General features: G+C 41.3%; 20 protein-coding genes and 1 pseudogene. 10 read left to right on the top strand and 11 right to left on the bottom strand.

What is annotated here, in order from left to right; genetic code table 11:
• Positions 1-18 precede the first annotated feature (18 nt).
• The 4 genes from ACIFPW_RS11985 to ACIFPW_RS11970 all read right to left on the bottom strand — a co-directional run bounded on the left by ACIFPW_RS11985 (position 19) and on the right by ACIFPW_RS11970 (position 3,175).
• Positions 19-591, bottom strand: a complete 573-nt coding sequence (locus ACIFPW_RS11985) for a TetR/AcrR family transcriptional regulator (RefSeq protein ID WP_430244453.1) — start codon at positions 589-591, stop codon at positions 19-21.
• Positions 584-1,510, bottom strand: coding sequence for a DMT family transporter (locus ACIFPW_RS11980; protein ID WP_430244451.1), 927 nt, complete (start codon positions 1,508-1,510; stop codon positions 584-586). The genes ACIFPW_RS11985 and ACIFPW_RS11980 overlap by 8 nt, the downstream gene beginning before the upstream one ends.
• Positions 1,511-1,732: 222 nt before the next feature.
• Positions 1,733-2,482 (bottom strand): SDR family NAD(P)-dependent oxidoreductase, encoded by a 750-nt coding sequence (locus tag ACIFPW_RS11975; protein ID WP_430244449.1) that lies wholly within the window; start codon positions 2,480-2,482, stop codon positions 1,733-1,735.
• Positions 2,483-2,596: 114 nt separating this feature from the next.
• Positions 2,597-3,175 carry a DNA-3-methyladenine glycosylase gene (locus tag ACIFPW_RS11970; RefSeq protein ID WP_430244447.1) on the bottom strand — a complete coding sequence of 193 codons (579 nt, stop codon included), beginning with the start codon at positions 3,173-3,175 and terminating at the stop codon, positions 2,597-2,599.
• A 221-nt stretch (positions 3,176-3,396) separates the two neighbouring features.
• On the opposite strand from ACIFPW_RS11970, the gene ACIFPW_RS11965 reads away from it, so the two are divergent.
• Positions 3,397-4,164 (top strand): SDR family NAD(P)-dependent oxidoreductase, encoded by a 768-nt coding sequence (locus ACIFPW_RS11965; RefSeq protein ID WP_430244445.1) that lies wholly within the window; start codon positions 3,397-3,399, stop codon positions 4,162-4,164.
• 92 nt (positions 4,165-4,256) lie between these two features.
• Here ACIFPW_RS11965 and ACIFPW_RS11960 read toward each other — a convergent pair whose 3' ends face one another.
• A complete protein-coding gene (locus ACIFPW_RS11960) occupies positions 4,257-4,832 on the bottom strand; it encodes a metalloregulator ArsR/SmtB family transcription factor (RefSeq protein WP_430244442.1) in 576 nt (191 codons plus the stop codon).
• A 529-nt stretch (positions 4,833-5,361) separates the two neighbouring features.
• Between ACIFPW_RS11960 and ACIFPW_RS11955 the strand changes: the two genes are divergently transcribed.
• Entirely contained in the window at positions 5,362-6,969 is a 1,608-nt protein-coding gene (locus tag ACIFPW_RS11955; protein ID WP_430244439.1) for a M4 family metallopeptidase, read from the top strand.
• 56 nt (positions 6,970-7,025) lie between these two features.
• On the opposite strand, the gene ACIFPW_RS11950 is transcribed toward ACIFPW_RS11955, so the two are convergent.
• Complete coding sequence (locus ACIFPW_RS11950; RefSeq protein ID WP_430244437.1) at positions 7,026-7,589, bottom strand: hypothetical protein; 564 nt, start codon at positions 7,587-7,589, stop codon at positions 7,026-7,028.
• 718 nt (positions 7,590-8,307) lie between these two features.
• On the opposite strand from ACIFPW_RS11950, the gene ACIFPW_RS11945 reads away from it, so the two are divergent.
• The 5 genes from ACIFPW_RS11945 (at position 8,308) to ACIFPW_RS11925 (ending at position 10,380) form a co-directional block, all read left to right on the top strand.
• Positions 8,308-8,451: a DUF3953 domain-containing protein gene (locus ACIFPW_RS11945; RefSeq protein WP_430244667.1), complete on the top strand. Its 144-nt coding sequence runs from the start codon at positions 8,308-8,310 to the stop codon at positions 8,449-8,451.
• 97 nt (positions 8,452-8,548) lie between these two features.
• Positions 8,549-8,926 (top strand): iron chaperone, encoded by a 378-nt coding sequence (locus ACIFPW_RS11940; RefSeq protein ID WP_430244435.1) that lies wholly within the window; start codon positions 8,549-8,551, stop codon positions 8,924-8,926.
• 129 nt (positions 8,927-9,055) lie between these two features.
• A complete protein-coding gene (locus tag ACIFPW_RS11935) occupies positions 9,056-9,781 on the top strand; it encodes a tubby C-terminal domain-like protein (protein WP_430244433.1) in 726 nt (241 codons plus the stop codon).
• A gap of 34 nt (positions 9,782-9,815) precedes the next feature.
• The gene (locus tag ACIFPW_RS11930; RefSeq protein WP_430244430.1) at positions 9,816-10,076 is read left to right on the top strand and encodes a hypothetical protein; all 261 of its coding nucleotides are present in this window, start codon (positions 9,816-9,818) and stop codon (positions 10,074-10,076) included.
• A 34-nt stretch (positions 10,077-10,110) separates the two neighbouring features.
• Positions 10,111-10,380, top strand: coding sequence for a hypothetical protein (locus ACIFPW_RS11925; protein WP_430244665.1), 270 nt, complete (start codon positions 10,111-10,113; stop codon positions 10,378-10,380).
• Positions 10,381-10,727: 347 nt separating this feature from the next.
• Here ACIFPW_RS11925 and ACIFPW_RS11920 read toward each other — a convergent pair whose 3' ends face one another.
• The 4 genes from ACIFPW_RS11920 to ACIFPW_RS11905 form a co-directional block, all read right to left on the bottom strand.
• Positions 10,728-11,720 (bottom strand): Gfo/Idh/MocA family protein, encoded by a 993-nt coding sequence (locus tag ACIFPW_RS11920; protein WP_430244428.1) that lies wholly within the window; start codon positions 11,718-11,720, stop codon positions 10,728-10,730.
• A gap of 98 nt (positions 11,721-11,818) precedes the next feature.
• Positions 11,819-13,354, bottom strand: coding sequence for a multicopper oxidase family protein (locus tag ACIFPW_RS11915; RefSeq protein WP_430244427.1), 1,536 nt, complete (start codon positions 13,352-13,354; stop codon positions 11,819-11,821).
• Between the two features lie 155 nt (positions 13,355-13,509).
• Entirely contained in the window at positions 13,510-14,049 is a 540-nt protein-coding gene (locus tag ACIFPW_RS11910) for a 2'-5' RNA ligase family protein (protein WP_430244425.1), read from the bottom strand.
• A 214-nt stretch (positions 14,050-14,263) separates the two neighbouring features.
• The gene (locus ACIFPW_RS11905; protein WP_226616584.1) at positions 14,264-14,566 is read right to left on the bottom strand and encodes a hypothetical protein; all 303 of its coding nucleotides are present in this window, start codon (positions 14,564-14,566) and stop codon (positions 14,264-14,266) included.
• A gap of 178 nt (positions 14,567-14,744) precedes the next feature.
• Here ACIFPW_RS11905 and ACIFPW_RS11900 point away from each other — a divergent pair, with 178 nt between their 5' ends.
• Entirely contained in the window at positions 14,745-15,923 is a 1,179-nt protein-coding gene (locus ACIFPW_RS11900) for a hypothetical protein (protein WP_430244422.1), read from the top strand.
• Positions 15,924-16,050: 127 nt separating this feature from the next.
• On the opposite strand, the gene ACIFPW_RS11895 is transcribed toward ACIFPW_RS11900, so the two are convergent.
• Positions 16,051-16,242: a hypothetical protein gene (locus ACIFPW_RS11895; RefSeq protein WP_430244419.1), complete on the bottom strand. Its 192-nt coding sequence runs from the start codon at positions 16,240-16,242 to the stop codon at positions 16,051-16,053.
• A gap of 356 nt (positions 16,243-16,598) precedes the next feature.
• Here ACIFPW_RS11895 and ACIFPW_RS11890 point away from each other — a divergent pair, with 356 nt between their 5' ends.
• Positions 16,599-18,422: a solute:sodium symporter family transporter gene (locus ACIFPW_RS11890; protein ID WP_430244417.1), complete on the top strand. Its 1,824-nt coding sequence runs from the start codon at positions 16,599-16,601 to the stop codon at positions 18,420-18,422.
• Positions 18,423-18,789: 367 nt separating this feature from the next.
• Positions 18,790-19,005: pseudogene (locus ACIFPW_RS11885) on the top strand (hypothetical protein); the annotation flags it as partial.

The raw sequence follows: 19,005 nt of genomic DNA, 5'->3' as shown, positions 1-19,005 counted from the left end.
CCTCCTAAGTGATATGTTTTATATTTTATGAATGAGTAATTTAGCTGTTTCCTTGGCTGAAGCTACTTTCGACGAAAGGCTCATCGAATAAGAAACCGTCACCCCTTCATGAAGAATCAGCAGTATTTCGCCTAATTCTTCTGCATTCTGAAATTCTAATTCCTTAAGATACGTTGTAAACAGCTCCATTAACCATCTTTTCTCTTCAATAATCACTTCTCTACCGGGATGTGACTCTTCTGGCAACTCAGCTAATGCATTTACAAAAGCGCAGCCTCTCTGATTATTTGTTTCTAACCAACTCTCCAAAGCGTCGAAGATGATTAAGATCTTTTCCAAAGGTTGATGATCAGCTACACGGTCTAAATATGTGAATAAGTGTTTTTTCCACTGTTGATCTCGTTTTTTTAAATATTCTACGATCAATTGGTCTTTTGATCCAAAGCGATCGTATAGTGTCTTTTTAGTCACGCCAGCTTCGGTGGCAATGGTTTCGACCCCGATGGAATGAATTCCTTTCCAATAAAACAAAACGGAGGCTGTATCTAGAATTCGTGAGGCAGCAGGTGTCATTTTGATCTTCTCATCCATTTATTCCACACCCTTTATTATTTAATTCTCTCTGATATCCCGCTTCTGGAACATCTTTCTTGATGACCCATACACCTAGTAAACATAATAGCATTCCCATAATCGTTAGCAAACCAATTCTGTCACCAAACATAAGAAAGGACCAGATCATCGTGACTGGTGGAGTGAGGTATAACAGGCTGCTCACTCGAGTAATGCTTCCTAACTTAAGATTCCACCAGTAAAACCCATATCCCCCAATCGTAGACAGAACAGCCACCCAGGCAACAGCTCCCCAGAATTCTACCGTGATTGGAGGGGAAGCTTTTCCCGTGGAGAATGCAATAATCGAGAAAAGAAGAGCGCTAATAAGAGTTTGGATCGGTAGAGCGTCGATAATTGAAACAGTGTTTTTTCTTGTTTTTTCAAATAAAGTTGCAAAGACGAGACTCATCATTGCTAAAAAGGATAGTCCATAAGCCCATAAGGGAACTTGAGAAGAAGTTCCTAAATCACCATATACAACAAACAAAACCCCAGCGATCCCCAACAGTAACCCGCTCCACTGCTTCAGAGAAGTCGATTCTTTTAATAGAGGACCAGCTAAAGCGGCTGCAGCTATTGGTTGAAGGGTTGTGATTAGATTTGAAGTACCAGCAGACACGCCGTTTTCCACAGATAAAAAGACGCCATACAAATAAACACCTTGAGCAAAGAGACCGATGAGTGCTTGAGTAATGACACTTTTTATCGATAATTTTTTACGGTGCTTCCATAGCCACCAGCTCGCTAAAATAAGGGAAGCAACAATAAACCTCCACATTAATACCGTCATTGAACTAGCCTCAGCCGTTCCTAATCTTGCGCCAATAAAACCTGAACTCCACATAATGACAAATCCAACTGCAGCTATGACGCTAATTTGTGATTTCGAAAACATACGTTTCGCTCCTTTTAAAGTAAACTGATCGGTGTAGTATCAATAATATAAACACACCGGTCGGTATACTGTCAAGAGTGAGCTTTCCTTAACCTTATTATCGCTCCTAGATTAGTGGAGCGGAGGAAAATGACATAAAAGGTGCCCCACCTCTTAAGAAGTGGGGCATGACATAGTTGTTAATAAATTGTACTTAATTTAAAAATGAAGCTTTCTTAACCCTTACTTCGTATTCGTAAACCCACCATCGATGCGAATGACTTCACCATTGATGTATTGCGCTTTTGAAGTTAAGAGGAACGTTACGAGCTCAGCTACTTCTTCAGGCGTACCGAGACGCTTCTGAGGAATGCCGGATTCCGCATTTTCTTTCATTTTAGGATTCGCTTCATAGAAGTCCTTCACCATTGGAGTTGCCGTTGGTCCCGGAGCGATTGCGTTTGCGCGTAATCCGTCCTTCGCATATTCAGCTACGATACTTTTCGTTAGTCCAATAATACCGTGCTTTGTGGCAGAGTACGTGACTACAGAATCTTGACCAATCACACCGGCACTTGAAGCTGTGTTCACAATAGAACCTCCACCATTTTTGATCATAACATCAGCTACGTAACGAACACCATATAAGGCGCCCATCAAGTTAATGCCTACGATTTTTTCAATTTCTTCTACTTTCGTATTTAAGTAATATTCACCGCTACCGGAGATGCCGGCGTTATTAAAGAAATAATCAATTGAGCCAAAGGCTTCAACAGTTTTGTCGACGTAATTCTTTACTTCATCTGCTTTGGATACATCAGCTTTTATGAAAAGCGCATCAACACCTGCTTTTTTCGCCAGGTCGACCGTTTCATTACCGCCTTCTTCGTTAATGTCTACTGCAACGATATTAATCCCTTCATCTGCTAAACGAACAGCAGCTGCTTGTCCTAATCCACTTCCTGCACCTGTAATAACTGCGACTTTACTCATGCATAAAACCTCCTGATTAGTTGATTGAAGATGATATCTTGTTGCTATAGTACTAGTATAGACCTTTAGATTTTGAAAATAAAAGAAAGCGACTTGAGGGAAGCATATTGCGAGCTACCTCGATACATACGGATTTCCAGTCACCCAGAATCTCCACGGATAGTCACGAGCTTCTCCTGAGTTATCAATTCCGATTCGTTTTCCTTCAGAGATGTGATCTGGTGTATAGCCATGTTGAATATATAGGGGAGGGCGCACTAAGGCGTGCCCATAATCGCTTGGATCAATCCCTAACGCTTTAGTTAATTTTCCGGGACCATCCGTCCATTCCTTTTGTTTTCGTCCAGGTCTTCGCTGCTCCATTAAGTCTAATCCTTTAACAGGTTCAACGGCACGAACGAGAATCGCTTCAGGGACATCGGTGTCAGCACTGACCACATTGAATAAACAGTGCGTGTGCATCACGTACGTATAAGCATTCCCTGCAGGCCCGAACATCACTTCTGTGCGTTTCGTTCGTTTGTTGTTGAAGCTATGAGCTGCTTGATCCTGTGCACCCAAATATGCTTCTGTTTCCACAATATATCCGGAGGCAACGCCTTCATCCGTTTCCTTCACTAACTCGCAGCCGAGGAGAGCCTTCGCTATTTCTAATGTCGGTTTTTGGTAGAATTCTCTAGGTAAAATAGCCATGTTCGTTTCCTTTCGTAAGTCGTTATAGTTGAAAGAAGTTCATTCTTTCTTGTAAGCTCTACACATTAGTTTTCCACAAGCCTACGTTGACTAAACGAGGAGCGGGGTATGGTTCGAATTGATTCATGAAGAAGCATAGAAGCTTTTGGTTAACATACAAATTGAGAAACATTTAACATACTTATGAATTAAATGCTAGATTATAAAAGGAAGTGAAGATCATGGATTTATTTAAAAACACCGGGAAAGTTTCGATCGTAACTGGTGGCGGTAGCGGAATCGGTCGCCTTATGGCAGAAACGCTTGCAGAAAGCGGATCAAAAGTCGTTCTGCTTGGACGTTCACTAGAAAAGGTTGAAAATGCAGCTGCGGAAATCGCTGATCAAACTGGTGCAGAAGTTAAAGCCTATTCATGCGATGTGACAAGTAAGCAGGACATTGAGAAAGTAACCGCAGCAATCAATGAAGAGTATGGACAAATTGATATTCTCGTTAACAATGCAGGAACGAATGCACCTGGCACGATCGAAAATCTCGACGAAGATGGCTGGGATAAAGTGATGGATACTAATGTGAAGTCTGTCTTCTTTATGAGTCAGGCAGTTGTGCCATATATGAAGAAACAGGAATATGGTCGCATCATTAATACCGCTTCTGTTGCAGGAGATGTAAGTCTCTTCTTCAGCTCTGTCTATGGGACAAGTAAAGCAGGCGTTATTCACTTAACGAAGCAGCTCGCTAACGAATTAGCTGAAAACAACATTACCGTGAATGCGATCAGCCCATGGATGTTTAAGACGGATTTCATTAAAGATTCCTTAGAAGACCCAGAGTTTAAAGAAATGATTAATAAGAGAACGCCAATGAAACGAATTGGAGAGTTGGATGAACTGAAAACATCCGTTCTTTACTTCGCTTCTAAAGGATCAAGCTACATTACCGGACAAAATATTTTCGTTGATGGTGGCGTCACAAATTACGGATTGTAAAAAGAAAACGGATTTCCTCACTTATGAGGGAATCCGTTTTTTTATGAATTCGTCCATTGTACTCTAACAGAGTTCAATTAGCTGTCGTGCGATTAATCGATCGTCGCCCACATTTCTTCTGGATTTAGTTCGTAAATGTTATTTTCTCGGTACATAAAATGATTGATAATAAATTCTCGACGAATGGTTGCGAAGTCGGGATGGAACTTTTTGATATACTCATTTATTTCTTTCTCAGGGTACTTTTTCCCTCGTTCTAATCCGTTGATTAAGTGCTTAAGAATAATGATTTTTTTCTTTCGTTGAGAAGGGAGGTGCTTGAGCGTACCATCTGGTGCTAAGAAATTATTAATAACAGCTTGCGTTTTCACAGAATTGTCCTCCTTATCGTAGTCAGGCTGGTAAAGCATAGTGGGCAGGGCTTCTGAATAAGAGCGGAATTTCTTCTCATCTATGTAGTAATAGATGGTGTTTTTATCCTTACGTGGATAAACAATGCCGGTGTCTCTTAATTTCGTCATATGATGAGTGATCGTAGGTGCTTTTAATCCAAGTTTGCCAGCGATGGCTTGGCCGTGGAGAGGACCTTTAGCGAGCAACGAAAGAATGCGAATCCGAGTTGGATCCCCGAGTGTTTTATGGAAATTAACTAATCGGTTTAACTGCAATATACGACCCACCTTCCTATAAGTTAGATTAGTATCTAATTAGATACTAATCTAACTAGAGTTGTTCGTCAACCAATGGACCGTTCACATATTGCCTGAACTGATTTCCAATTCGTTACATAGAAACCTCTATATTGTCTTCTCTGAAATAATACTGAAATAATTATTATTGAAATGTATTGTGTATTATTTGTTGCGAATTAAAAAGGGAAATACCTCTTAGAAGATTGGATACCAATCTTGTAGTACGAAATGACTGCCATTTACACTCAATTATATCAAGTGATCAGACGATAGATGGTTATATTTTCATGTGATTTCTATAAAAAGAATATTTTTCCAGTCATTAAATGTTCTAGATCAAGCTTATCACGTAAAGCTCTAGAAAGTTATTGGGAAATGTTATGGCAACATAGTGAGTATAGGGGCGTATCGTCTTACGGATTTCCCAATACAACCTCCAGAAATTCTATGATAGGCTACTAGTGTATTCAAAATTCAAAACATTCCGAGAAGGGGAGGAGATTTTTTGAAAAAGGGAATCGCCGTCGCACTTGCGACAGGACTTGCATTTGGGGGCGCACTACCAACTGCATCAGCTGCTTCACCAAAGGATTTGAACGTGGATCAGAAGCAGGCACTTGAAAAGATGGAGATTGTAAAGGAAAGCTGGGAAAAGGAACGGAAAGTGCCATCTTTCTTATCTGGTAAACTATCAGAACAAAAGGTTGCGAGTGAAGGAGATGTTCAGCAATATCTACAGGAAAATGAAGCCTTATTCCAGGTGAATGAGAATGATCTTAAGCTGATCGATCAATCGAAAGATAAGCTAGGCATGACTCATTACACATATGTTCAAACGGTAAATGGAGTACCACTTGATGGAGCGACATTCATCGTACATACAGATAAGGATGGGGAAGTTGCAGCCGTGAACGGCAATTTGCATCCAGACGCTGTAAAGAAATTTGAAGGAAGTAAGAATGCGAAGGTATCTGAGGAAGAAGCGGTTAACACGGCATGGAACCATGTTGATGTACAACCTGAAACAAGTCTTCGTGATAATAAAAACATGACGGATAAGGGAGAAAAAGTCGTTTATAAGGACGGCGATCGCTATGTTCTTGCTTATAAAGTGCAGCTGAACTTTATTGATCCTTATCCTGCTAACTGGCAAATCTATGTGGATGCTCGCGATGGTTCCGTTGTAGAAGCGTATAATGCACTAGCTGACGGCGCCGAGACAGGAACAGGAACGGGCGTATTGGGTGATCAGAAAACGCTAAATACAGTATCACAAAATGGTAGCTATCTTCTTCGTGACGTGACAAAAGGTGGCCTCATAGAGACGTATAGTGCGAATAATGGATCAAGCCTTCCTGGCGCGATCGTAACAGATGATGACAATCAGTTTGTTTCTTCAGATCAAGCGGCAGCTGTTGATGCGCACTACAATGCAGGTGTTGTTTATGACTATTATGAGTCGACACATAATCGCGATAGCTTTGATGATAACGGTGCAACAATTCGTTCTACAGTTCACTATGGCTCAAACTATAACAACGCTTTCCGGGACGGAACGCAAATGGTTTATGGTGACGGCGATGGGACCACTTTTGCTCCATTATCAGCAGCGCTAGATGTTGTTGGTCATGAAATAACGCACGCAGTAACAGAACGCACAGCGGGACTACAGTATCGTAACCAATCAGGAGCACTGAACGAATCAATGTCAGATGTGTTCGGATATTTCATCGAGCCTGAAGATTATCTTATGGGGGAAGACGTCTATACGCCTGGTACACCTGGAGATGCGCTAAGAAGTCTATCGAATCCAGAAGCATACAACCAGCCGTCTCATATGGATGACTACGTTCAAACGTCTCAAGATAATGGTGGCGTTCATACGAACAGTGGTATTCCAAACAAAGCGGCATATTACACGATCGAAAGCATTGGGGATAGCAAAGCAGAGCAAATTTATTACCGTGCTCTTACAACATACCTCACTCCAACGAGTGACTTTAGTGACGCAAGATCGGCTTTCCTACAATCAGCAGGTGATTTATACGGCACCGGATCTACTACGTACAATAGTGTCGCGTCAGCCTGGGATCAGGTAGGCGTTACTGAATAAAGATTTACGCAAAAAAAGGGCTCATGGCGAGCTCTTTTTTTGCGTGCAAGTGAAAGTTATTTCATAATGAGCTGCGTTTCAGCTTGTAGGTAACGATCAAATGAATCGGGTGTTTGATAAGGATCCCCGTTCACCAACTGATTGATATCAATCCTGAATTCATACGGGAAAAAGCGTACGCTCCAATTCTCATCAGGGTGAATTTGATGACTATAACCCCCATTAACGTGAAGAGCATGTGTATTTAGTTCCTCGCTCTCTTGGATCACACCAGTAAGCGTTTGGATGATGCTACGAACCTTGTAGTCGCCCCAGTCATTTTTTAAGTTTTGACTTAGAACGACTCGTTCCGCTGGAGAAACATAAAAGAAATCTGCCTCTTCCGACGGGGTATTCGTATACTCGTAAGCGATCGTTCTGGTCTCCCCGGTTTCAATGTTCTCCGCAACGACAAGCTGCTTTCCGGTTAACGAGTTTGCCTCTATGTTGTAATCATCTCCAAGCTCAGGCAAAGCGAAGCTAATCACATCATGTAATCGCTTCTTGGGCACTTTCTTCCATTCCATCACAACATTTACGCGGTATTTCCCGTTTTCTAGTGCCTGTACATGTGTGGTCAAAAGCTTATGTGAGGTCTCAACGCTATTCCATGTGGTTTTACTAGTTTGAGTGGATAATAGAAGGGTGTTTGTTTTCTCTCTATATTCTCTAGCATTGGATTGCCGGTTGTTTTCCGCCGGAGCTTTCGTTTTTGAGTGGATAATTCTTCTTTCACAAAATCAGCAAGCGTGTCTTCTATAGGAAAGAAGACGAATAAACACAATAAAAACATGAATAGTAACTTCTTCAAACAATCAACCTTTCAGTTATTTCTTTATCAAGCTTAAAGGAAAATAAGAGAGGGTTCCAGATCTAATCGAAAATATTTGTGCGATAGTGCTTTCATTAATTGTCTCGAATGAAAACTAATAATTGGCGAAAGATGGTATTATTTAGGTTGAGGGTTTTTATGATTAATATGGCAAACGGGAGGGGCCCATTTGAGGTATTTTATCGTGATACCACTAATCTTGTTAGGTAGTTTTTTGATAGGATTAAGAGTAAACGACTTCGGCAACATCGGTAATTTCCTCATGAATCTTGTAGGGTTTGGCTTCATGGGGTTAGGAGTTTTAATAAGCAGACGTAAGGGGGAAAAGCTAGTTTATAAATGATAGAAGTACGTATGAAGAGGAGGTGGATGAGATATTAAAAAGAACTAGGATCGGTTTAGCGGTCGGAACGTTTTCTATAATTGTATATGCGAGTATAACGGAGGATTATGCGGCAATACCTTATATGATGCTGTTTCTAGGCAGTCTTATGTTGGTTATGGGGATAGAATATTGTAAAAAAGAGGCTACACCCTACTTAGGTTATTTCTTTTTCGTTGCCGCACTCTTTAATTTTTATGTATCTATCAAGAGTTATCTAATAGGTTAATGGTTTTAAGCGCTTTCCGAAAGTGGAGGCGCGAGAGCAATTTGGTCTTTCTTGCTAGTACGGTGGCTTATTTTAATAATAAGAAGGAGACTAAAACATGCAATATGAAGCGAAAACACCAGAGGAATATTTCGAAAAGCTAAAGGATGATTGGAGGAAGGAAAAGCTCCTTACAGTACGACAGTATATACTCGAAAATGCTCCAGAGCTTAAAGAAGGCATTCAATATAAAATGCTTAGCTATAAGGGGAAATCGAGCGTGTTGTTTAATCTTAATGCTCAAAAGTCCTATGTAAGCCTTTATGTAGGAGATATTAAGAAAATTGATCGAGCAAGTGAATTATTGAATGGTTTGGATTGTGGGAAAGGATGTATCCGGATTAAAAAATCAATTGATTTACAGGGAAGCGGCGTGGAGGAATTTGTGAAAGAAGCGATTAATCAATGGCGAGCTGGTGAGGATCTTTCTTGTTAGAGGGTGGGGATAAGGGCTAGCCTGTGATAAGGTGTGAAACTTTTATTAAATCGATTCGTAAATAGTAGTGTAACAAAAATGGATATTTTGTTAATCATTGGATTGTGTTTGGCGAGAAAGGAGTTCATTTTGGGTAAACTACTTTTACTATTTGTTGTAGGGTTTATAGGGTTAGCTCTACGCTATTTGTTTCTAGGGAAATTCGAGATGGATCAGCTCTTGTTGCTAATGGTTTTTCCGGTGGCGGCTATATTGATTCTTTTTGTGATGAAGTGGCAGCATAAGAAGGATCTTGCTTTTCAGCCAGAAGCGGATGAAGAACGTATGGTGACACGCCTAGGAGATCGAGTCTCAGCAGCGCCGAAGCGAGTGTTTGACGGACAGGAACTTGTTGGAGAATACAAGCGATTTTATCACAAGCCGTGGAAGCGAGTTGTCGCAGATATTATGGACAGCCCAGGAAGATGGTTTCTTAATCTAGCGTTTTCGTCAGAAGATGGTCATCACATCGTTTTAAAAGGTAAAAATGAAAATAGCATTCGCGGAACAAATGAATGGCTGATTTTCTCCAATAACGATGAAGTAGGCAGCATTCAAATGGACTACTCAGTCAAAAATGTCGCCAAGTTAAAGGAAAGTCTCTATCTTAACTATTATGATCACACCTATCATTATCAGTCATTTGGAATTGGGTCTAAAACAGTGATACGTAGAGATAACCATAAGATTGCTGAAGGGAAAAGAGCGGAAGTAGGAAATTCGATTTACGAGTTAGACATGGTAGATACATATAAGGCAGAAGCTGACGTTTTATTTATGGGATTTGTGCTATTTAACTATCATTTTAGTCAGTGAGCTAGTTTTAAAAAGTGCTTTGGTGGTGAAGCTTGTGAACAATCAGTTAGGATTGTTTTTTTATACTGCGATAGGATCTGTTGGCATGGCGTTTGTAGGATTAGGAATAATCAAACTAGCCATCGTTTACAATGATCAACAAGGCTTCTGGATCGGTTTCTTAGGACTTTTGTGCTGTGCCATGTACTTTAGACATTTAGAAAGCCGGGTTGGTATTCATAAGAAATATCGCTGGCTGGGACACGGTTTATTTATCGTTGTTTTCGGTGTGCTATCAGTATGGTTGTATTTATAGCTGTTTGAAATGAGGAAGGGGGAATGTTGACGTGATGGAGATTGCACTTGTAGGCTTGTTAGCAGCTGTTTTTTATCTCGTTTTTCGAGTAAGTGCTCAGATGAATAGTCTTAGCGTGCGAATGAAAAGTATGCACGATCAGTTAAATCGAATGGCCCAGCATCTGGATTTGCCTGAACATCCGATTAACGATGAATTGCGAGAGCTCATGAAAGAAGGAAAAACGGTAGAAGCCGTGAAAAAAGCGCGAGAAGTATTTGGGTTATCGCTGTTGGAAGCGAAGGAGTATGTGGACGGGCTTTGAAATAGTAGTTGAATAATGAATGCACCCTATTTTATAAGATTGTTGGTGAATGATCATGGGCTTGTTTTTTGAAAACAGGAAATCTACTAAAAGTGAAAATGCTTTTATTGTAATCATGCTATTGAATGTTATTATTTCTGGGGTCGGTTACTTTTGGGACATCCAATTAACCTGGCTTAATATTTTTATGCTGGTTGTCACGGCTAGTGCCTTGATCGTCGTTTTGATGGAGAGAAAGAAGCGGCGAGTAGAAAGGTAGAAATCGTTTATAGTGTAATTGAAAAACTCCGTAGCAATCTACGGAGTTTTTTGTGATTAGAAAATGTGAACGAATTAGTATGGATTTGTTAATCTAACGTCTTCAAAATCCGATCGATCAACGCCATCGTACGAATGTTATCTTTTCCATCTGAGCGGGGCGTCTCATTTGTTGTACAGCATGAGACGAAGTGTTGCATTTCACCGACAAAGCCGCGGAGATAGAGATCTCTCATAGAGCCTGACATCGTTGAGGCGGAAGGGCTGTAGACGGAATCGGATTCAGCCGGTGCTTTCCACGGGAGTTCGTTAAAGGGTTGAGATTTGTGCACGGTTAGGGTGTGAATCTCATCGGCTGAGGCGAACCCGTGATCAAACGTAACCGTCAGTTTCTCGCTTTCTCTAGACCAGGCTGTCATTCCGGTGAACGAAAGGGTGCCGACTGTTCCGCTTTCGAATTGAAGACTAATGCTTTGATTGACGTGTGAACTTGAGCTATTTTTAAATCCACTTACAGCTGCTGTTTCTCCAAATAGGTAGCGAACTAAATCAACGATGTGAATGGCAGCAAACTTTAGGAATTCTTCATCATTCTGGCAAAAGGGTGTTGTATCAACGGCGAATCGTGCTTCGAATGAACGAACTGATCCTAGTTCTTCACTTGTAATATGCGAGTGAAGCTGCTCATAAATCGGCGCATAGCGCTTCATAAAGCCAACCATGAGCTTTACGCCAGCTTTCTCCGCAGCATCTGCCGCTAGTTCTGACTCTTCCGTTGTCATGCCGAGCGGCTTTTCGACATATACATTCTTTCCTGCTTGAATACAGTCCATAACAAGGGCTGCCTGGTCTGTTGGCTGTGCGACAACGATGACGCCGTCACATGATTCTTGTTCTAGCATTTTCTTGTGATTATCATACGGCGTTCCTTTGCTTCCAAAACGAAGGAGTGTTTGCTCTGAGCGTTCTAAGTTTCGTGTAGCGACAGCCGTAATCGTTGCACCTGTTTCGACAAGAGCGGGATAAATGTTCGTCGTTGCATGAAAGCCTGCGCCAATCACGCAAATAGATGGGTTCGTCATATGTAGGCTCCTTTTATGTAAGCTATTATCGGAATAAGAATACCATTTTGAGGTGAAGAAATCCAAAGAGGGGGTCAGGTACGTACCTGACCCCTCTCTTATTTTTTGACCACTACATAAGGTCGCATCATTTCATAATCTTCATGCTCGAGAATATGACAGTGCCATACAAACAAACCTGCATAAGGTACGAACTTCATGATGATCCGAGTAATTTCTTTTGGGTTTGCTCGCACGGTATCTTTCCATCCCTGTTCATTGGGATCTGGCTTCATGCGTGGGCCGGTTGGTACGATTTTTCCTTGCTTTTCATACAGATTCTGATCAAAAGGCTGCCGATCAAGAATTTGGAAGCGAACGAGGTGAAGATGAATCGGGTGAGTTGCGTGTGTGACATTGACTAAACTCCATATTTCTACATCACCTAACTGTGGTTTTTCACTGATTGGATCAGACCATAGCTGATTGTTTAATAGGTGAATCGATCGTTTGTATTGATCAGGTCTCATGTTAAGGAGAAGGTTTCGTTGGTTGTTTGATTGTTGTTCGTTTATGAGCTGGTACCGAGACAATGTCTGAGGAACTACGCTTTGATCGGGACGAGAGAGCTTCTTCTTCACACGGAACTGCATGATTACTCCCGTTGTTTTTGGATTCGGAGATTTCCCTTGAGGATATGGGGAGGCGGCATCGTTCATTAAGGTAAGGGTTTCACCTGCCGAGCGACTGAAATCAATAACGACGTCGACACGTTCAGCAGGAGCGATCAAAACGCGGGTGACAGGCACCGGCTTTCCTAGCAGCCCCTGATCTGTGCCGATTTGAACGATTGGGAGCTGTTTGGATAGGGAGAATCGATAGAATCTTGCGTTTGATCCATTTAGGATTCTAAATCTGTATTTCCTCGGCTCGACTTCCAGATAAGGCCATACCATCCCGTTAACAAGATTGGCTTTACCGAAGAAATCTGGAAGGACCGATGGCGTAACGCCTTCGACAGGAGGGTCTGGCTCAGCAGGATAGTACAAAGAGCCATCACGATGGAAAGAACGATCTTGAAGAAGAAGTGGGATATCAAACTCACCTTCTGGTAGCCCGAGGGATCGCTCTTCTTCGTCATGAACGATATACATTCCAGCGAGACCCGCATAGATATTTAATCGGGTAATCCCCATCGCATGGTCGTGATACCAGAGGGTCGTAGCTGCTTGATGATTTGGATATTCATAAATGGGATCGGTGAAATAGGGTCCTCCCTGTTGAAATCCTCGAGTGAACCACGCCTCAGGATAACCATCGCTCGTATCAGGTGTTACCCCACCGTGAAGATGCACAACAGTACGAACGTCAGGAACGTTTGTGCCAGCCCCATGAACGGTGTGGTCAATTGGGAGAAAATGATTTTCAGGTAGCTCGTTTTTCCAAAGAACACGAATCGGGTGATTTCGGTGAACTTGAAACGTAGGTCCAGGGTATTGCCCGTTATATCCCCAAACGCGTGTTGCAGGCAAATCGCGATGAAGCTTTTGAAAACTTTCCTTCATAGCTACTTCATAAACGGGAATCCCGTGATTTATTTTAACGGGTTGAATGATTGGCATGATAGGGAGGCGATCTACGAATTTTTCGAGCATCTGTGCCACTCCTTCCGAAACGATGCATTTGTTCATCATATGTTATGAAGAGAGGATCTTTCATTTCTTTTTCTATTATGGAAGCTCAGGATCTTGTGAGATTAAGAAGATAGAAGAACCCCTACGTCTCGAAGAAACGGAGGGGTTCAAATAAGTTATAGATTTGCTCCTAGCGGAAGATCTACATAAGGTTCGTACCGCTTGCTGCTAGGCTTTAATTCATAAATACGAATGGATTCTACTGTGAACGTTGGATAGGGCGTGAGTTCCTGTTCTGCTAAAAGCTCCATATCCTTTAAATCAGATTTCGATATACCGTACTGTTCTTTGCCGAGAGTTAGATGCCCAACGTAGTCATCTAATTCAAAGTATTGCTTGATGAGCTCTTCGGGTGGAGAAATCGCCTTTACAATGGCTTCATGGAGCGAAAATAACGAATCGGAAATGACACTTAGATAGAGGATATTGTCACCGAAGTAGTTAGGTTTCGCTAATGTTAGTATGAAAGGCTGTATCTTTTTACACACGTTCTCCACTTTTTCGATCCACTTCTTGTCGGGAGTTAATCCGCCCTGCGCCTTCAGAGTAATATGTGGTTCTACTCCTAGGAAGTTGATCCATTTTCTTTGGAAATGTTCAACTTTGGCAAGATAGTCGGGTGGTGGTGTGATACCAATAAAGTATTGATTTGGCATTGGATTCAGTCCTTTTAGTGAATTTCCTTTTATTGTATTTTATCACGAAGCATGCTTGGTTAGGATGTTCTTTTGTTAGAAAGAGAATAGGCTTAAGGGATGTTAGCATATGGAAGCTGTCCATAAACAAGCGTCTTCCCATCCGTAAAAGGGAAGACGCTTGTTTTGTTTAGTGATTTTTATGAGTGACGTTTTTGGTTTATATTCAATCAGCTTATGCTAGCCGAAGACCCACATAGATAAAGTAAGCGATTACAGCGATGTTGAAAAGTGTAAGCAGCAATCCGATCGTAGCCCATCCTTTTTTCTCATCGCTTGTTCGATATACAACGAATGCCATTAATATCGAGAGCGCACACCCAACTAAAATAAAAATCATGATATATAGAGCGGCAGATTCGCCGGAGCTAGAAGATACCGGATCAATCAAAAACATGGCAAGCGTTGTAAGCGCGCTGATGAAGATGAAGAAAACCGTTCTCCAGGTTGTCATTTTAGAGCGATATGTCGTAAACATGTCGTACTCCTTTCTAGCCTGTTAAGTAGCTTACCCTCCATTATAGTGGAGTTAAAAGGAGATCACAAACCGCCTTAGAGTGACGATTAGGTGGAGTGGACCGTTTCGACAATGTTCGAGTGAAAACGGGTGGTGACAGGCACCATCACTATGATACGGTTTAGATAGGAGGTGAAACATGGAAAACTTGATTTGGTTGTTATATTACGTTCTCATCCTAATAGTTCTCATTATTATTTTTCGGAAAGCGGCTGATTCTGAACACTATTTGTTCTTAAAGCTGATCGGCTATACGTTTCTTGGAGGATTTTCGTTGCAACTCAATGATTGGCGGCTTCCACTCGGCGCCCTCGTATACTTCTTGTTTTTCACTAAAACTAAAGTAAATGTGAAGGCTAAGAAGCGTGCTGTTTATGTAGGTTTATTTATCTTCGTAACCTCATCAATTGTTCCTTGGGTTCAAACTTTTTTATATGAACAACCACAGGAAGTCGCTCTTCTTCATACTAATTTCTATAGTGGAAGTTTAGCGGAAGAATGGAAGAACATACATAATAAGCTCGGAAATGAAAATGATTCTTCAAAAGTAATCGATTTTGATATGGAAATCAGTGATGAAGGAACAATTAACGATTTCAATATGGTTGTGGAAGAGAACGCTTCTCCCGAGAAGGTTCACTACAATATTGAACTTGCAGCTAATGATGAGGAATTTATAGTAGAACGAACGAAGGTTGGAAGTGAGGGAATACATTTTGCGGGTCAAACGCTGACGGAAGCGGATTTTTTCTTGAAACAAATCGACCTTATAAAGAAGCCTATGCTTAAAGAAAAGGATGTGGATGCTTTCTATTTAAGTGCGAGCGGTCAACGAACAAATCACCCTCAGACGGATGACGAATCCTACAGAATTAGTACTGCCGGTAAGGAAAAGGTAGAAAGTAGTGAATTACCAGCTGATGCGCTTGTGGTCGATGTTTGTGATGCGGATTGCGATTATCGTGAGTACTTTCTTTTTGATCTCTTAGAGAAAAAGCCGCAAATCACGGAAGCCAATATCCTGGATATCGCTCAACAAAACTCTACCGAAGTAGAAAATTGGTTAGAGAGTCATACGGGGGATAACATTGGCTATGAGAAAGATCGAAAGTACATTCTAAAGAAGAATGGTGAAGAGAAGGTCGTTACTGAAGAGGAATACATACGCGTACGAAAAGAAACCCCAAAAACCAACATCCAACAGTACGAGTCCACATGGGAAGTAGAGGTGGAAAATCCATATGGTGACGCACCTCATTTAATGAAATTTTCATTTAATGAAAAAGTGAGAGAGATTACGTGGGTGGGCTTTGAATAAGTAATCAATGAAAGTGCGATTTATCATAAATATCCAAAAGACACATCCAGAATGCAGCTTGGATGTGTCTTTTATATTTTAGAATAATGGTTTGCTTGTGATTAAATTCCTTATCTTTATTCCGTTTTCAACCCATACTCCTCCGCTGTTCATGATAATAACGCACGGCTTCTTTCAGCTTTTCATTTTCCTCTTTCAACTGATGGATTTCCATTTTTTGCTCTTTAACACGTTCGCGATAGATCCTAATCCCAAAACATAGCATGATAAATGCGAAGTAGATCACAAATTCAAATGTGCTCATACCAGTAGAATACATGCACTCACCTCTTTTCATTGTGATAGAGAGATTCGTTCTGTTAGGAATTTTCTATTTCTGTTATAGAGAGTAAAGGTATAGTATTTTGTTGAGTAAGTGTATAGGGAGAGGGATAATTTCGCAACATTCACTTTTGTCTATTAATTATGTTAGAAAACCTCCTGATTTACTAGAAAGAACTATATGCTCTTTTTTATATGAGAGATTATCTTCCGAATTCCACTCCTTTTTTACTAACTTTCACCTGTTTTCTACCCCGAATTTCAAATAAATGTTTACTAATATAATAAAAAGGATATTCCATCTACTACAATCATACGAGAAAATTTTTTTCTTGGGGTAGAGGAGGAGTCAAGATGCAGTCACTATGGTTTACATTGCTTACGTGTATAGCATTCATGGTGCTTGTTGGATACATAGCTTATCGCAAAACAAGAGGAACAACGAATGGGTCAGAAGGTTATTTTCTGGCAGGAAGAGGATTGAGCGGTGGGTTTATTGCTGGATCGCTTTTGCTAACGAACCTTTCTGCTGAGCAGTTAGTTGGATTAAATGGTCAGGCGTTTCGGACGAATTTATCGAACATGGCCTGGGAAGTAACGGCAGGGGTAGCGGTTGTTCTTATGGGACTTTATTTGCTACCAAAATATTTGAACATGTCAATTACAACCCTTCCTGAATTTCTTAGTAAACGGTTTGATGAAGGGGTGCGTCGCTATACTGTCGTTTTATTTATGGTTGGGTACGTACTCGTCACGATTCCTTCGATGCTCTACTCTGGGGCTCTAGCCGTTCTGAAATTGTTTGATGTACCATCGATTTTAGGCATTACATACACCCAGTCGATCTGGGTTGTAATTTGGGGGATCGGCATCATCGGTGCGGTGTATGCGATCTTCGGCGGGTTAAAAGCCGTTGCCGTTTCCGATACAATCAATGGAGTCGGTCTACTCATTATCGGAGCGCTCGTTCCGATTCTCGGACTTGTCGCACTTGGAGATGGCGCCTTTCTAAACGGTGTAAAAACCATCACAACGACAAATCCCGAAAAACTGAATGCGATTGGCGGAGCGGATGATTCGGTTCCATTCGGTACAATTTTCACCGGTCTGATTATCGCTAACATGTTTTACTGGGCAACAAATCAATACGTCATTCAGCGCACGCTCGGTGCACAGAACTTAAAGGAAGGCCAGAAAGGCGTTATTTTTTCCGGATTCTTTAAGCTTCTCATTCCGATTTTCATGATGATTCCGGGTGTTATCGCTTTTCACCTTTACGGTGGGAATCTTAAGTCCGTTGACCTGGCGTATCCTACGCTCGTAACCAATGTGCTGCCACCTTACTTATCTGGCTTTTTCTTAGCTGTATTGCTTGGGGCCGTCTTAAGTTCGTACAACTCCCTATTGAATAGTGCTTCAACGATGTTTGCACTTGATATTTATAAGCCTGCGTTTAAAAAGGATGCCTCAGACGAACAGCTGATTAAATCTAGTAAGTGGTTTGGCTCCATTATTGCACTCGTGACGTTTTTCGTGTCACCGATGTTGATGTACGCACCGAACGGACTATGGGACCTGATTCGAAAATTCACAGGCTTTTTCAACATCCCTATTGTGGCTGTTGTATTGATCGGAATTATCTCGAAGAAGGTGCCGGCATTAGCGGCGAAGGTAGCGATTGTTTTCCATGTGGTCGCTTACTACATGATGGTGTGGGGAACAGAACAGCTCTTTGGTCTTCCGCTCGACATTCACTTTATTCATATTTACGGTATTCTATTTGTCGCTGAAGTGGCGATCATGTTTGGGATTGCTTACGTTAAGCCACAGAAAAAAGCTTATGTTTTCCCGAAGGCTTCAAAGGTCAACATGACACCGTGGAAATACAGCGCGCCAGCTGGTATTTTATTAATCGCAAGCATTTGCGAAACGTACATCCTTTTCTCACCAATTGGTGTAGCTTATGCAGATGGGGTGATCTCGCCTTCATTCCTACCAGCGACTGGAGCTCTTTCAGTTGTAACGCTTATTGCATTCGCTATTGCAACGAAGAGTTGGGAGCGTAAATACGGTCATGCTGTTCGACGTGCGAAGGAAGCTGTGAAAGAAACAGGAAAAGAAGTAGGGGACCAAAAGCAAAGTCCTCAGATGAACTATCTTTCTGAAAAAGATTTTTAATAAATGATGTCCATTGAATTAAAAAGGGGCTCGCTTCAACTTAGGTGATGAAGCGGGCTCCTTTTAATTTGCTTATATGGGAACATGACTAGAGACTGTTTTCCTTTCCTTAAACATCTTCTGAAGTTTGGTGAATAATGCTACTTTGAAGTGCTTCTTTAAAACTGGTGCATGAAAAGACCTGTGAGTTGTAACAGGGCTTATAAATTTGATAGATCTATTTTATGGTAAAATAAGGATGGGCGAATGGTGTGGAAGGTTCAGTCTTAGGGCAAGTTTCTTGAATAAGCGGGTTAGTTATAAAGGATATATATAGATGGATTGGGTTAATGTGTTATGAATTTGAAGAATGGGAGGGAGTTAAACAATGAAAACAATGAAGAAGTACTTTCTACCTTTTATAATGCTGGGAATCCTTCTAATAGCTGTCGGTTGCGCGAACTCCGAAGAAACGGGTAACAGTTCAGAGGGGAGTGAACCGAAAGTAGACAAATCAAAAGAAGCTCAGGAAAATATTAAAACAGTGTTGGAAAATATGTTTACTGGTCCAAATGAGGAACAGGTGTATTTTGCAATAGAAAAG

The sequence above is a fragment of the Pseudalkalibacillus sp. NRS-1564 genome, assembly GCF_050467905.1.
Classification (GTDB): domain Bacteria; phylum Bacillota; class Bacilli; order Bacillales; family Guptibacillaceae; genus Guptibacillus; species Guptibacillus hwajinpoensis_B.
This window is presented reverse-complemented; position numbering and strand designations above follow the sequence as displayed.

Bases quoted from the DNA above. Each gene is read 5' to 3' on its own strand.
- ACIFPW_RS11975 (WP_430244449.1), bottom strand. From the start codon at position 2,482: ATGAGTAAAGTCGCAGTTATTACAGGTGCAGGAAGTGGATTAGGACAA.
- ACIFPW_RS11970 (WP_430244447.1), bottom strand. From the start codon at position 3,175: ATGGCTATTTTACCTAGAGAATTCTACCAAAAACCGACATTAGAAATA.
- ACIFPW_RS11940 (WP_430244435.1), top strand. From the start codon at position 8,549: ATGCAATATGAAGCGAAAACACCAGAGGAATATTTCGAAAAGCTAAAG.
- ACIFPW_RS11890 (WP_430244417.1), top strand. From the start codon at position 16,599: ATGCAGTCACTATGGTTTACATTGCTTACGTGTATAGCATTCATGGTG.
- ACIFPW_RS11925 (WP_430244665.1), top strand. From the start codon at position 10,111: ATGGAGATTGCACTTGTAGGCTTGTTAGCAGCTGTTTTTTATCTCGTT.
- ACIFPW_RS11910 (WP_430244425.1), bottom strand. From the start codon at position 14,049: ATGCCAAATCAATACTTTATTGGTATCACACCACCACCCGACTATCTT.
- ACIFPW_RS11945 (WP_430244667.1), top strand. From the start codon at position 8,308: ATGATGCTGTTTCTAGGCAGTCTTATGTTGGTTATGGGGATAGAATAT.
- ACIFPW_RS11895 (WP_430244419.1), bottom strand. From the start codon at position 16,242: ATGTATTCTACTGGTATGAGCACATTTGAATTTGTGATCTACTTCGCA.
- ACIFPW_RS11980 (WP_430244451.1), bottom strand. From the start codon at position 1,510: ATGTTTTCGAAATCACAAATTAGCGTCATAGCTGCAGTTGGATTTGTC.
- ACIFPW_RS11920 (WP_430244428.1), bottom strand. From the start codon at position 11,720: ATGACGAACCCATCTATTTGCGTGATTGGCGCAGGCTTTCATGCAACG.
- ACIFPW_RS11905 (WP_226616584.1), bottom strand. From the start codon at position 14,566: ATGTTTACGACATATCGCTCTAAAATGACAACCTGGAGAACGGTTTTC.
- ACIFPW_RS11915 (WP_430244427.1), bottom strand. From the start codon at position 13,354: ATGCTCGAAAAATTCGTAGATCGCCTCCCTATCATGCCAATCATTCAA.
- ACIFPW_RS11965 (WP_430244445.1), top strand. From the start codon at position 3,397: ATGGATTTATTTAAAAACACCGGGAAAGTTTCGATCGTAACTGGTGGC.
- ACIFPW_RS11985 (WP_430244453.1), bottom strand. From the start codon at position 591: ATGGATGAGAAGATCAAAATGACACCTGCTGCCTCACGAATTCTAGAT.
- ACIFPW_RS11900 (WP_430244422.1), top strand. From the start codon at position 14,745: ATGGAAAACTTGATTTGGTTGTTATATTACGTTCTCATCCTAATAGTT.